We start from the raw sequence: 14,324 nt of genomic DNA on the forward strand, positions 1-14,324 counted from the left end.
TAAATTGTTTTATATTTCATTTAGCGTTAGATAATGGAATATACGATGAATGCCCACATAGAACACACTCAAACTATTGAATACTTTGCCAAAGAGCTTAGTTGGCTGTCATTTAACGAGCGCGTACTGCAAGAGGCTAAAGACAAAAACAATCCAATAATTGAACGCATGCGCTTTTTAGGAATATTTTCTAATAACCTTGATGAATTTTTTAGAGTGCGTGTTGCCGATGTTAAACGCCGTATTTTATTAAACAAACTCCCCGATGCTAACTTTGAAGAAGATGAAGCTTTATTAAGTCAAATTCAGCAAAAAGTATTGCAACTAGGCAAAAAATTTAACCTAATACATCAACAAATTTTAAACGATTTAACCACTCATAATATCCATGTTGACCGCCCCGAAAAATTAACAGAGTTTCACCTCAATTGGCTAAAAACGTATTTTCATGACACAGTTTTACAGCATATATCGCCTATTTTACTTAATGAAAATAAAGATTACTCCGATTACATAAACGACACCATGACCTACTTGTTTATTGAAATGAGTGACGAAAAAAGCCACTACGCTATGCTTGAAGTACCCACAGACCGTGTTCCTCGTTTTATTATATTACCGCCTGAAAAAACACGTCGTCGTAAAACTATTGTCATGCTTGATGATGTTATTTCATACTTTTTAAATGATGTTTTTAGTAACTTTTTTCATTTTGATAAAATTCAAGGTCATGCAATAAAACTCACCAGAGATGCCGAATACAACTTAGACGACGAACTAGAAGAGGGCCTGCTAGATAAAATGTCGAAAGGACTCAAGCAACGTATTTATGCAGAGCCTGTACGCCTTGTTTACGACGAAAGCATGCCCGAAAGTATGTTAAAAGTGATGAAAAAACGTTTAAATGTGAGTCATCATGATGCGTTGATACCTGCAGGTCGCTACCGCAACTTTAGAGATTTTATTGCTTTTCCTAATGTCGGTCGCCAATACCTTGAAAACAAACCACTCCCAGCGATACAAAGTACTGCTTTTAATAAACATAGCAGTGTATTTGACGCAATAAGCGAGCAGGATATATTACTTTACTACCCATACCACACGTTTAATCATTTATTAGAATATGTTCGCCAAGCCGCATTTGATCCTATGGTAACGCAAATAAAAGTAAATATTTATCGTGTTGCGAGCAAGTCCCGGCTTATTTCTTTACTCATTAATGCCGCTAAAAACGACAAAAGCGTGACCGTAATGGTTGAGCTCAAAGCACGCTTTGATGAACAGAACAATATTGAATGGGCTAAAGTACTGAGCAGCGCGGGAATAAAAGTTATTTTTGGTATACCTGCACTAAAAGTACATAGCAAACTGTGTGTTATTCACCGTAAAGAAAAAAACAAAATAGTTAAATATGCTCATATTGGTACCGGAAACTTTCATGAAAAAACAGCTAAAATTTATACCGACTTTAGCCTTTTCACTAAGCATAACGGCATTTGTGAAGAGTGCGATAGCGTATTTAAATTTATAGAAAGCAGCTATAAACCCTTTAATTTTGAATATTTAATGATCTCCCCTGTCAATGCCCGCGACACATTACTTGATCTGATTGATAAAGAAATAAAGCATGTTGAAGATGGTTTTGCAGGAAGAATAACAATTAAAGTAAATAACTTAGTTGATAAGCAACTTGTAGATAAGCTTTATTATGCTGGTCGTCGTGGTGTAAAGATTCGAATTATTGTACGGGGTATGTGCTCATTAATATCTGGGGTGCCTCGCTTCAGCGAAAACATAAAGGTGATCAGTATTGTTGATCGCTTTTTAGAGCACCCTAGAGTCATGGTGTTTGGTAATAACGGTGACGATAAAGTATATATTTCGTCTGCCGACTGGATGACACGTAACCTTGATCAACGTGTTGAAGTAGGCGTGCCAATTTTAAATGATAAATTAAAACAACTCATTATCGATATTTTAGAGCTACAATTTAAAGACCGTACCAAAGCTCGGCTAATCGATAGCGAGCAAAAAAACACCTATGTTAGGCGCGGTAACAGAAGAAAAATTCGCTCACAGATTGCAATTTACGACCACCTAAAAAAATGGGAAAGTAACTATAATAATGAATAATCATCCATCAATAGCAGCCGTCGATCTAGGTTCGAATAGCTTTCACTTGGTCGTTGCGCGCGAAGTGGATGGCACATTGCAAATTTTGCATAAAGAGAAACAACGTGTTTATTTAGCTGATGGCCTAGACGATAAATTAAGGCTAAACCAAGATGCGATAGACCGTGCGCTACGTGTACTTAAACAGTTTGCAAATACACTTGAAGACTTCCCTCCTAGTAATGTAAAAGTAGCTGCGACTTACACTTTTAGGCGCGCTAAAAATATTCATGCCTTTTTAACCCAAGCAAGTAACGTTTTTCCATTTCATATTGACGTGATCCCCGGGCAAGAAGAAGCTAGGCTTATTTATCAGGGTGTGGCTCATTATATTCATAATGAAGAAAACCGCCTTATTATCGATATTGGCGGAGGCAGTACCGAACTTATTATTGGCAAACACTTTAAGCATAAGCTGCTTACTAGTCGAAATATGGGTTGTGTTAGCTACACAAAACAATTTTTTAGTGACGGAGCTATTACAGCCAAGCGCTTTAATCGAGCTGAAACAAAAGCAGAACAAGAAATCGAAGTTATTTATGCTAACTACATTCGCGAGGGTTGGCAAAATGTAATTGGTACGTCGGGCACTATAAAGTCAATATTAACCATGGTGAATGCACAAAATCCACAACAATCATTTATAAATATTGAGGATTTACTTACTCTTAAACAACAATGTATTGCTGCTAAACACATCGATAATATCTGTATTGAAGGGTTAACCCCTGAGCGTCAGCAAAGCCTATGTGGAGGGCTTGCCATTCTTATTGCTGTTTTTAAAGAATTTTCGATTAGCGAACTTACGTATAGTGACTTCTCTTTAAGAGAGGGATTACTTCAGGAAATGCAGCAGAAGCTGGCTGATAAAGATATTCGTAGCAACACAATTAATAACTTAAGTGAACGATATACAGTTGATAAACCGCATGCTTTGCAGGTTGCAAACACAGCACTTTGGATTTACGAGCGAGTTGGTAAGGCATGGCAACTTAATGATAATGACGACACAGCACTTTTAATCTGGGCGGCAAAATTACATGAGATTGGATTATCTATAAACTCTTCAGGAATTAATAAGCATAGTGCCTATATTGTGGCAAACAGTCAACTTCCTGGTTTTACTCAGCAGGAACAGCTCATTTTAAGTTCGCTAATTCGATTTTACCGTAAAAAAATTAAATTAGATGAACTACCAGAGTTTACAACTATCGCACAGCAACATGTCATTAAGCTTGTTACTATTTTGCGATTAGCCATTTTATTTAATCAAAAGCGACAAACAAGCCAGCAGCCTAATATGGATATTAGCGCCAATAGCACGGGGCTTTTCATTAAGTTTCATGATAACTATTTGCAAGAACATACATTGCTAGACGCTGACTTAGCACTAGAACAACGTTATTTAAAAAAGGTCGGAATAAGTCTTAGCTGCTCATAATAGAATTTAAAAAAGTGTATGGCAGGGCATTTATACCCTGCTTGTTTTTACTTCCCCTGATGTAACTACATATCCATATGACGATTTGTACTTTGCATCATTTGTTTAAGCCCTTGCTTTTCAAGCTCTAGTAGCTGCGCTAGCTTCTCTTGAGCATGTTCCGTTTCTGAACGTTCAAGCAGGTAACCGTAAAGCGCAATCACTTTTTGATGCTGGCCCGATAAGTAATTTTGAATTGCTTTTTCATCTAACTGTTTATCTTTGCTGATATCGTTAAACGTAATAAGTTCAGGGTTGCTGGCGAAGTACTCATAGCAAAATGTGTCGAGCGTGTTAATTTCGGTAATCGCTTTAAACCCCACTAAATCTTCAGCGAGTTTTTTTTCGTAATTAAGGTAATAATCCACCAGCATGGCATTACGCTCATCAAGTATTGGTTTCACGCTATAAAAATTAGCCGCCATTTGCGTATGAAATAATACAGTCCAGTCGTATACCTCTTTAATTGTTTTAACTTGCATGTGCATTCCTTACTTAGTTAACTGATAAGTTACGGGTGCTTGAATCATGCCAACAAAAAATACACTTTAAAACAATGGGTTAAACCTTATAGACAAATTAAAATGTAAATTAGTAGAATAACTTACAAACGATAGGTAATTTTTATAGGGCAATGATAAGTCATTACCCTATCACTGTTACTTAATAGCCTTTTTTCTCCATAATAAGTAAACCGCAGGAATAACCAATAAGGTCAATACTATCGCGCTCGCCATTCCACCCACCATAGGCGCTGCAATTCGGCTCATTACTTCACTACCGGTACCCGTTCCATAAAGCACAGGTAATAAACCAATAACAATAGTAGCCACCGTCATCATTACAGGGCGTACACGTAAGCCGGCACCTTCAATAATTGCTTGCTGTAACTGAGCTAACGAAAGTGCTTTATCAGCTCGCTTAGCTGTTAAGCACATGTTTTGATATGCCTGATTTAAGTAAACCAGCATAATCACCCCAATCTCTACCGCGACACCAGCCAGTGCAATAAAACCGACCCCTACGGCGACTGAAAAGTTAAAGCCTTCAAGGTACATGAGCCATACACCCCCTATCATAGCCAATGGCAGTGTGCACATAATAATAGTTACCTCAGCAAAGCTTTTAAAATTAAGATAGAGCAGCACAACAATAATGGCCAAGGTAAGAGGCACTACGTAGGTGAGCTTCTCTTTTGCACGTTGCATATATTCATACTGCCCAGCCCATGAAATAGAATACCCTGAAGGCAATATCAAGCGTTCATTTAGCACGGCTCTCGCGCTTTCAACATAGCGACCAATATCTACGCCATCTATATCAATATAAACCCAACCATTTAAACGTGCATTTTCACTTTTAATGCCAGAGGGGCCATTTTCAACAAATACATCGGCAACATCTCCAAGAAGAATGTGCTGCCCCTGCGGCGTCACAATGGGTAATAACATAAGGGCTTCAGGTGAATCTCTAAAAACTTGCGGATAACGTAAGTTAACCGAATAACGAGCCTGCCCCTCTATTGTTTGTGTTACATTTTTACCGCCAACAGCCGTTGCTATAACTTGCTGTATATTGCTTATGTTTAAATTATAACGCGCTGCTTTTTCACGATTTATATCAATTTTTACGTAGCGTCCACCTGCAACTCGTTCAGAGTAAACAGAGACGGTTCCTTTAATATCAGCAAGTAGTGTTTCTATTTGCTCGCCAATTTTTTGGATTTCACTTAACTGCGGACCTGCCACTTTAATACCTACAGGGGTTTTAATACCGGTTGCCAACATGTCTATGCGTGTTTTAATCGGCATAACCCACGCATTAGTTAAACCAGGAAACGTAACTAATGCATCAAGTTCGGCTTTGAGCTTTTCAAGCGTCATTCCCTCTCGCCATTCGTCTTTGGGTTTGAGTTGAATAAACGTTTCAATCATTGTTAGTGGGGCCGGATCGGTGGCTGTTTCGGCTCTTCCAACTTTACCAAATACTGTTTTAACCTCCGGCACGGTTGCGATTAATTTATCTGTTTGCTGCAACACCTCTCGAGCTTTAGCTATTGATATACTGGGGTATGTAGTGGGCATATACATTAAATCCCCCTCATCAAGTGGTGGAATAAACTCGCTACCTATTTTGTTCAGTGGGTAAAAACCTACCAAGGTCATAACTAAAGCAAATATTAAGGTCGTTTTTGGGTAATTAAGCACCCAGCTAAGCAAAGGGCGATAAGCTGCTACAAGCAACCGGTTAACGGGATTTTTATTTTCAGGTATTACTTTGCCTCTTATAAAATAACCCATTAATACAGGCACTAAGGTGATCGCTACCCCTGCTGAGGCCGCCATAGCATAAGTTTTAGTGTAAGCGAGAGGTGAAAACATTCGCCCTTCTTGCGCCTCTAAAATAAAGACAGGCAAAAAACTGACGGTAATAATTAATAAACTAAAAAACAGCGCAGGGCCTACTTCGCTTGTCGCTTTAATAACGACTTGCCAACGGTTTTGATCAGTCAGTGGTGTTTTTTCCATATGCTTATGCATATTTTCAATCATAACTATGGCGCCATCGGTCATGGCCCCTATGGCAATCGCAATCCCGCCCAAAGACATAATGTTAGCGTTAATTCCTTGCCAATACATTACAATAAACGCCGTTAATATACCCAGCGGTAAAGTAATAATAGCGACTAAAGATGAGCGTACATGAAACAAAAACACAACACACACAAGCGCTACAACAACAAGTTCTTCAACAAGTTTGCTAGTCAGATTATTTATTGCGTTGTTAATTAAGTTTGAGCGATCGTAAACGGAAATAATCTCAACGCCCTCGGGCAGTCCCTTTTTGAGCGATTCGAGCTTGGCCTTAACCAGTTCAATGGTTTTTTGTGCATTTTCACCATAGCGCATAACAACAATGCCACCGGTAGCTTCGCCTTCACCGTTAAGATCACTTACGCCACGCCGCATCTGGGGACCAAGTCGAATATTTGCGACATCGCGTAACTGCAAAGCAGTACCGTTTGCATTAGTACCTAATGGAATGGCCTCTAAATCGGCAACACTTTTAATGTAACCTGTGCTGGTAACCATATATTCCGCTTCGGCCATTTCAATAACAGAGGCGCCTGTTTCTTGGTTTCCTTGCTCTATTGCAGTTTGAATAAGGCTCAACGGAATGCCGTAAGCACGTAACTTATTAGGATCGACATTTACTTGATACTGCTTAACCATTCCCCCTACAGAGGCAACCTCAGAAACACCCGGTACGGTTTGTAATTCAAATTTTAAAAACCAATCTTGTAAGCTTCTTAGCTGACTTATGTCATGCTTATTTGTTTTATCAACCAATGCATATAAATAAATCCAACCTACGCCCGATGCATCGGGTCCAAGTTCTGGCGTTGCGCCTTCAGGCAGACGGTTTGCAGCTTGTGTTAGGTATTCTTGCACTCGGCTACGTGCCCAATATAAATCGGTGCTGTCGTCAAAAATAATATAAACATACGAGTCGCCAAAAAATGAAAAACCTCTTACGGTTTTTGCCCCTGGTACCGATAACATTGCAGTAGTAAGCACAAAGGTTACTTGGTCTTGTACCACCTGCGGTGCTTGCCCCGGATACGATGTTTTTACAATAACTTGTACATCCGATAAATCGGGCAAGGCATCTACTGCCGTATTTTTAACGGCAAACACACCACCACCCACTAAAATTAATGTAAGCAATAATATAAATAACCGGTTATAGACAGACCAGCGAATAACAGCAGCAATCATTTTACTTCCTCGTCCATCATATGTTGCATTGAGGAGTGATCCATTATTTCAACATGGTTTAAAGCGGTGATCACAAAATCATCATTCATAATGCTAAATGTGAAATTAATGGTTTGGCCTTTCACAAGAGAGTTAACCTCTATATGCGATGCTAATACAAAGTTCATTGTTGCTGGACCTCGGTTCCATTTTTGAATAGCTTCGCGGCTAATATTTACAACTCGCGTTTGTGCATCTATTGCATTTATAACGCCATTTACAGTTGCATTTTGAGAGGTAACATCGTTACTAGCATGAGCTGCTGGCATCTCCATTCGCTTAAAGTCTGAGCGTTTGCTCGACTCAGAATCTATTAAAAATTGTGCAGATGTGACCACACTCTCGTTTGCCATCACACCTGACAAAATAACCGTTTCATCAAGGTTTGTTTGCCCTACTTGTACTTCAACAGATTTAAAGCGCCCTTCACCTAATGCGACAACTACACGGTTTTGATGTTGCGTACGAATTACAGCTTCTTTTGGTACTACAAGCTGAGGCTTACTCACCTTTGTATTAATAACTACCTGGGCAAACATATTCGGTTTTAGCTCAAGGTCTTTATTTTCAAACCGGAGCCTGACCCGAAGTGTTCTATTTTGAGCATCGAGCGCAGGATAAATATAATCAACCTGCCCTTGCCATTCTTTTCCCTTTAAATAATCAAGAGTCATGGTTACCGGCAAGCCAACACTAATAAGCGACGATTGGCGCTCAAATATTTCAGCTTCTACCCATACCTCATCAAGTTGAGCAATGCTCATCATTGATGTACCTGGCTTTACATAAAAACCTTCTCGCACATTCAGCTCATCAACAATTCCACTTTGACGCGCATAAAAGGTAATATTTTGCATTATTTGCTTATTTTTTTGTAAGCGCTCGATAAATTCAGCAGATACATTTAACGACTCTAATCGTGCTTTTGCAGCACGAATTAGCACATTGTTATTTCTATTTACTGCCAATAAAAACTCTTCTTGTGCGTTAACCAGCTGCGGTGAGTACAAGGTATACAAAGGTTCGCCTGCGCTGATTTTATCGCCTTGCGCTTTTACGTATAAATTTTCAAGCCACCCTTCAACACGAGGATGAATATGCGTCATTTCATCTTGGTTATATTGCACATACCCCAGTGTATTAATATTATTTTGCAGTGCTTTTAACTGCACTTTTGTGGTTTTCACCCCTAAATTATTAATTACCACTGGCGAAATAGTAACCACCCCTTTTTCACTTTCGCTATTGCTAGCTTCGTCGTAAACAGGTACTAAATCCATCCCCATAGGAGAGAGGCCTGGAGCGTCACGCCTATAATTACTGTCCATGGGTGCGACCCAATACAAGGGGTGTTTTTCGGTAGTTGCCGGTTTTTCATTAGATGTAATTTGCGTAAGACCAGCCCAAAAGCCTGCTCCCACAACAGCGGCTATTAATAGTTTTAAATTAGCGTTCATCAGGCTGAATCCCCTACTAGTTCGCCCATAACTTGGGAGTCTAAGCTGCTTATATAATAATTTAGCCGTGCAATAATAATGTGTTTATCTACTTGAATATTAAGCGCGTCAATTTTGGCATTTAACTCACCAATACGCGCTTGCATTACATCAGAAAAGTCACCGTCATCACGCGTATAAGCATTTAAGGTTGCTTGTGATTGCTCAGCCATTTGTACTAATAACGTATTTTGATATAGTGTATTTCGCTTTTGTAACTGAGATAGCTGGCTATATTCTTTAAAATACATGCCTTTGAGTTTTTGCAAAGCGACTCTTTTTTGTGTTTTAGTCGCCTCCGCAATCGATATAGCCGATTTAACGTGTTGGTCTTGCCTGTTATCTGTAAACAAAGGTAGATCAATGCTAACCCCCACAGAAAGTAAGTCGGCCCTTGATTGGCCCATTGGTGTGTCTGCTCGATAGCCATACCCCACATTAATCCCTATCTGTGGCTGGTAGCTTTGTTTAGCTAGGTGCACTTGTGTTTGCTTGGCTAATACACTTTGCTCTATGGCTACAATGGCTGGGTGAGCCATAAGTAATTGTATAAGTTGACCAAATTCAAGTGTATTAAAATTAGTAAGCGCGGGAGGGGTTATAAATTTACCATCTAAAGGTTTTTCTAACATTGTTATGGGCAACCATTGCGCTAGCCGATTTTTAGCACTGTGAAGTTGTTGCTCAAGTGTGAGTAGCTTATCTTCTAAGCGGGTAAGCTCTAACTGAGCCCGAATAATATCTTGCTGGCGTGTCTTACCCTGTGTACTTGCGTAGCTGGCCTCAGTTATTTGAATAAGCTGAGTAAATAACTCTCTGTCTTTCTCTATTAAGTTAATACTGCGCTGTGCCCTATAAGCATTTAGCCAAAACTCGGTAACTATCGCTTTTACCTGAGCTAACCTATCAGCTCGCTGCCATGGGTATTGCTGCGATGACTGTAAAAGTGACGTTTGCTTGAGTGCTAGGCTATCACCGCGGCTAAACTTTTGACTTACACTTACCTTAAATTGAGTCATCCCTTCTTGATCAAACGCATAACCATTTGTTGGTAAGTTCATCAGACCAAGCGTGAGTGTTGGGTCGGGTAAAGTGCCCGCCATAATACTCTGCGCCATAACGGCTTGCTCTTGGTGGCGGCTTGCAGATAACCACGGATCATTTGCAAGTGCATAACTAAGGGCGTGAGATAAGTTTAGCGTTCTCTGTGAGTTATACTTATCCGTTGCGCCTGTCGTGTTTTCTTCTTGGGTATTCGCCGCACTGCTGAACAAAGTCAAACAACATAGCACTGCGTTTATTTTCAAAGCGTAATTCATCGCTTGCTCCATTTAAAAATTAATAAAAATTTAAATTGGCAAGAAAGGTGTTTATATCAGCCGCACCGAATACGAAAACTAATCACGTTTTCAAAGGGTCAAAGTCAGCTAGAGGTTCATAAAATTTAGACACACCTATCCTGCTATTTAAGCAAACATAGGAGGGCGGTAAAGTGATTTGGGAGAGGTTGTTTGAGCACTTAATTCGGGCGTATTCACTTTTTCAGTAATAATAACTGCAGTAACCAATAAAATATCAACATTAAGCATTGAGTTAGCGGTACAGCCATTAACGGGGCAACTGCATTCGTTTTGAGCCGTCGCCTCGTCATCGCAGCAATCCATTTGCATCATGGTATGGTGAGCGCTGTTATTCCCTTCGCTGCTATTACCCAAGTGCATATTAACGTGAGCATTAGACTGATGAGGCATTTCACATTCACTTGCTACAGACGCAAAAGACTGACCCACAAACGTGAGCAGTAAAGTAAGCGTAAGTAAAATAGTGTACATGCGTTGCAAAATGATACCCCAATCAAAAAAAGAGAGTTTAAAGTAACTTATAAACGACTACAAATAATTTAGGGCGTGTTATGTAGTTTGGTTTGAGTTTTAATTAAATAGCTGGCAGTAACTGCAAATAGACAATAGGCACTAAAGTACCAAAACCCTTCACCAAACTGTGCATTCATAACAAGCAATTCACCACTTTTAGCATGTGCATTGCCTGCTAAATACGTAACAATTAACGCTATTACAAATACATCAACCATACTCCATTTGCTGAGCGCACACACAATATTGCCACAAACTTGCTTAAGCTTATTCACTGGTAAGCAGCAATACAGTAGCTGTAATAATAACTTTAGGCTTGGCACCACCACTGAAAAAAGACCAACCAAGATAGCAACAAACAAATTATTATTATTTGCTAGGTCTTTAATAGTGCCGTAAATACTTTGCGTTTTGCTATAGGCGCTAATCTCGCCTTCTAACTTATCTAGCCCCAACATGTTTGAAAACATCATTAGCATACTGCGCGTTCGGCCATCGCCTTCTTCCGCTAACATTTCAATACCTGCTTGAGCAAGTTTTGATTTATCAATATTTCCCTCAATTGTTAGCACTGGTTTTGTAATACCCGGAAATAACAAACATAAAGCAATAACAACACTTACAACAGATAAAAAATTACGCATCTTATTCGCTCATAACTTCTATTACATCATCACTATAAAGCATTGACTCTAATATAAAACTGTATACTTTTTCTATTTCTATCTCTGGGTTAACCAGCTTAAGTTGTGTTTCAACCATTGGCCAATTTTTAGTTTCAATCGCTTTTGTAAGCAATAAGCAATCACCTAACAAACCTGTTTGCTTAAGCAAAGCATCCGTTATGCTTTTATCAAGCGTAAACTCTTTTACAATAGTTGCTAGCTCAATATCTAATATTGCATCAAGCATCGAAAACAACCCCACCAAGTAACCTTGCTGAGATAAATTTTTGTTTGTTTCTGTTAATATAAGTTCCATTAACCGAGCGCGTACAAGAGCAAATTTAGTTAACTCTGTGGGTTTATCTATTCCTAAATCGCTAACAGCTAACACGCGCACAAATTGGCGAATTACGTCCTCACCCAAATAAACAACAGCTTGCGATATAGACGTGATAACTAAATTACTATTACCAGAGCGCGCATTTGCCAAACGTAAAATTCGCGCCGTTATTCCTACATCTTTAGCTACACGCTGATGAATTTCTTCAAAGCATAACGATTCTTTTGCTATTGCTTTAAGAAGTTCGAAAACGGTAACTTTTGAAGGGTCGACTCCACTGTAAGTGAGCATTTCTGGGCGAGCAAAAAAGAACCCCTGAAAATAATCACACCCTGCGTCGCGTAAGTTTATAAACTGATCGTAGGTTTCTATTCGCTCTACAATTATTTTGCAATGAGGGTAGCTACGTTTTAACTTTTTAACCCGCATGTTAGTTTTAATAATAGGCTCTTCAGCTTCAATTTTTATGTAGCTAACAAGGACGAGTAGCGGGTCCCATTTTTCATCGCCGTCATAATCGTCCAGTGCAAATACATAGCCCTGACCTTTTAGTGTTCTAATACGACTGGCAACCGCTGCAATATTTACCGTACGCTCTACAATCTCAATGACAGTATGCTCTGGGTTTAATAATTTAGGAAATTCATCTAACAAGGCATCTGTAGAAAGATTCACAAAAGCAAGTTGGTGGGCAGTGAGCTTTTCTGCGCCAACCAGCATCAGCGTATTAAAAAACAAACGGCTGGTTGCGTGCTCATCACTCGTACCGACAGGAAACGCATTATTTGCTGAGTTTCGGTAAAGTAGCTCGTAAGCAAACACTGCTTTTTCGGCATTAAATATTGGTTGCCGAGCAACATATTGTGTCAAAGTAGGTGTTAGCGATGGAGTATCAGACACGTTCAATATAATTCGCCTATAAGGTTATATAAGATTAAGCTTACTCCTTTGAGTCTAATCTATGTTGGATACTAAAAGTATAGTAAAAATATCTTAATCGTTGCAATACTATGCAAAGTAAATAAAACTAGTAAAAATTTCTTAGCGAAGGAGGAAGTTTGACTTGTTTGAAATGGTTACTAATAACGTGCTGTGCAATATGCTCGCTTTTTACTTTGGCAACAGAAAAACAGAATACGTTAAAATACAATATTAGCTCATCTGGGAGTCACTACCCTTATTACACAAATAACCCAGATCACCCTGGCGTATTACCTGAAATCATTGAAAAAGTCCTTGTTGATGCCAACATATCTGCTTATCACGAACCTCTACCTACAAAACGAATCACCAAATATCTTAATGAAGGCATTATAGACTTTGATGTTATTTCGCTTAATTGGTTACCCCAAAGCGAGCGCAATAACACCATGTATGTGTTTTCAGACCCTTTAATTACGGTCACCGAAATGCTTGTAACCTTGCCCGAAAACTCAAGCAAATGGAAAAACATCTCAAATCTAACAGGTAAAAATGTAGGCACCGTATTAGGGTATTATTACCATAGTGATGATTCATTTAATCGAGTGGATTTCCCCTCAGAAAAAGAACTCATGGAAGCGCTTGTTCGTAAAAGAGTCGATGTTGCCATTATAAGTAAACTACCTGCCTTATATTGGTCACAACAGCTAAATTTGAGTATGGGTTTTGGTGCTCAATATTCTCATGGCTTTTTAAGAATTCGCTTATTGAGTAAACACAAACACTTATTACCGGTTATTAATAAAACAATAAAAAATCTACATGGCAACGGCTACATAACAAATGCAGCTAAAAAATACATGCAAGATATACCCACACAAAATTAAGGGATTTATAACACACACTCATTGTGCTGAGTTATACTACGCAAAAATATCAACTCGACCAAAAAAGTAGTCCCTATGAGTATTGAAAAAGCTTTAATTGAACGCAGCAATAACCAATGTGAATTATGTACAGCTACTAATGACTTATCTGTTTATGAAGTTCCGCCGATTACGGATACCCATTCAGATAAATGCATTTACACTTGCCAAGCATGCAAAGAACAAATTGAAAACACAGTCGATATAACGCCAACACATTGGCACTGTTTAAACGACAGCATGTGGAGCCAAACACCTGCAGTTCAAGTTGTTGCGTATAGAATGCTATCTCGCTTAGCGCCAGATAATGGCTGGGCACAAGACGCTCTAGACATGATATACCTTGAAGAAGAGACCTTGGCTTGGGCTAAAAAAGCACTTGCAGAAGATGACGACGTTAAGCATATCGATAGTAATGGCGTGGTTCTTCAAGCTGGCGATACCGTGACACTCATAAAAGACTTGGATGTAAAAGGCAGTAGTCTTACAGCAAAACGCGGCACTGCGGTACGCAATATTGGTTTAACCAGTAACCCAGAGCACATTGAAGGGCGTGTTGGTGGCCAGCGAATTGTGATTCTTACTAAATTTGTAAAAAAGTAAGTGCAAAATAATTCACACTATTTTCGCTT

General features: G+C 39.1%; 11 protein-coding genes. 4 read left to right on the top strand and 7 right to left on the bottom strand.

Translation table 11 applies throughout. The features are described 5' to 3' along the window. Window positions 1-45: 45 nt before the first annotated feature. Both ppk1 and ppx read left to right on the top strand, forming a co-directional pair. Window positions 46-2,133 (top strand): polyphosphate kinase 1, encoded by a 2,088-nt coding sequence (gene ppk1, locus ATS71_RS04825; protein WP_058403788.1) that lies wholly within the window; start codon window positions 46-48, stop codon window positions 2,131-2,133. Continuing rightward, entirely contained in the window at window positions 2,126-3,613 is a 1,488-nt protein-coding gene (gene ppx / locus ATS71_RS04830; protein ID WP_058403789.1) for an exopolyphosphatase, read from the top strand. The genes ppk1 and ppx overlap by 8 nt, the downstream gene beginning before the upstream one ends. Window positions 3,614-3,678: 65 nt before the next feature. Here the strand turns inward: ppx and ATS71_RS04835 are convergent, their stop codons facing one another. The 7 genes from ATS71_RS04835 to ATS71_RS04865 form a co-directional block, all read right to left on the bottom strand. Further along, window positions 3,679-4,134 carry a hypothetical protein gene (locus ATS71_RS04835; protein ID WP_058403790.1) on the bottom strand — a complete coding sequence of 152 codons (456 nt, stop codon included), beginning with the start codon at window positions 4,132-4,134 and terminating at the stop codon, window positions 3,679-3,681. 177 nt (window positions 4,135-4,311) lie between these two features. Next, window positions 4,312-7,431: an efflux RND transporter permease subunit gene (locus tag ATS71_RS04840; protein ID WP_058403791.1), complete on the bottom strand. Its 3,120-nt coding sequence runs from the start codon at window positions 7,429-7,431 to the stop codon at window positions 4,312-4,314. After that, window positions 7,428-8,927 carry an efflux RND transporter periplasmic adaptor subunit gene (locus ATS71_RS04845; RefSeq protein WP_058403792.1) on the bottom strand — a complete coding sequence of 500 codons (1,500 nt, stop codon included), beginning with the start codon at window positions 8,925-8,927 and terminating at the stop codon, window positions 7,428-7,430. The genes ATS71_RS04840 and ATS71_RS04845 overlap by 4 nt, the downstream gene beginning before the upstream one ends. Continuing rightward, a complete protein-coding gene (locus tag ATS71_RS04850) occupies window positions 8,927-10,285 on the bottom strand; it encodes a TolC family protein (protein WP_058403793.1) in 1,359 nt (452 codons plus the stop codon). The genes ATS71_RS04845 and ATS71_RS04850 overlap by 1 nt, the downstream gene beginning before the upstream one ends. 147 nt (window positions 10,286-10,432) lie before the next feature. Beyond that, window positions 10,433-10,798 (bottom strand): hypothetical protein, encoded by a 366-nt coding sequence (locus ATS71_RS04855; protein WP_235591412.1) that lies wholly within the window; start codon window positions 10,796-10,798, stop codon window positions 10,433-10,435. A 68-nt stretch (window positions 10,799-10,866) separates the two neighbouring features. Next, window positions 10,867-11,484: a paraquat-inducible protein A gene (locus tag ATS71_RS04860; protein WP_058403795.1), complete on the bottom strand. Its 618-nt coding sequence runs from the start codon at window positions 11,482-11,484 to the stop codon at window positions 10,867-10,869. A gap of 1 nt (window position 11,485) precedes the next feature. Further along, complete coding sequence (locus tag ATS71_RS04865; protein ID WP_058403796.1) at window positions 11,486-12,751, bottom strand: EAL and HDOD domain-containing protein; 1,266 nt, start codon at window positions 12,749-12,751, stop codon at window positions 11,486-11,488. Window positions 12,752-12,912: 161 nt separating this feature from the next. Here ATS71_RS04865 and ATS71_RS04870 point away from each other — a divergent pair, with 161 nt between their 5' ends. Then, window positions 12,913-13,653, top strand: a complete 741-nt coding sequence (locus ATS71_RS04870) for a transporter substrate-binding domain-containing protein (RefSeq protein WP_235591411.1) — start codon at window positions 12,913-12,915, stop codon at window positions 13,651-13,653. Window positions 13,654-13,728: 75 nt separating this feature from the next. Continuing rightward, a complete protein-coding gene (locus ATS71_RS04875) occupies window positions 13,729-14,295 on the top strand; it encodes a PhnA domain-containing protein (RefSeq protein WP_058403798.1) in 567 nt (188 codons plus the stop codon). The last annotated feature ends 29 nt before the right edge of the window (window positions 14,296-14,324 follow it).

The organism is Pseudoalteromonas sp. H71, assembly GCF_001468485.1.
In the GTDB taxonomy this organism is placed as follows: Bacteria; Pseudomonadota; Gammaproteobacteria; order Enterobacterales; family Alteromonadaceae; genus Pseudoalteromonas.

Coding starts and splice junctions, on each gene's coding strand:
- ppk1 (WP_058403788.1), top strand. CDS start 46: ATGAATGCCCACATAGAACACACTCAAACTATTGAATACTTTGCCAAA.
- ppx (WP_058403789.1), top strand. CDS start 2,126: ATGAATAATCATCCATCAATAGCAGCCGTCGATCTAGGTTCGAATAGC.
- ATS71_RS04835 (WP_058403790.1), bottom strand. CDS start 4,134: ATGCAAGTTAAAACAATTAAAGAGGTATACGACTGGACTGTATTATTT.
- ATS71_RS04840 (WP_058403791.1), bottom strand. CDS start 7,431: ATGATTGCTGCTGTTATTCGCTGGTCTGTCTATAACCGGTTATTTATA.
- ATS71_RS04845 (WP_058403792.1), bottom strand. CDS start 8,927: ATGAACGCTAATTTAAAACTATTAATAGCCGCTGTTGTGGGAGCAGGC.
- ATS71_RS04850 (WP_058403793.1), bottom strand. CDS start 10,285: ATGAATTACGCTTTGAAAATAAACGCAGTGCTATGTTGTTTGACTTTG.
- ATS71_RS04855 (WP_235591412.1), bottom strand. CDS start 10,798: ATGTACACTATTTTACTTACGCTTACTTTACTGCTCACGTTTGTGGGT.
- ATS71_RS04860 (WP_058403795.1), bottom strand. CDS start 11,484: ATGCGTAATTTTTTATCTGTTGTAAGTGTTGTTATTGCTTTATGTTTG.
- ATS71_RS04875 (WP_058403798.1), top strand. CDS start 13,729: ATGAGTATTGAAAAAGCTTTAATTGAACGCAGCAATAACCAATGTGAA.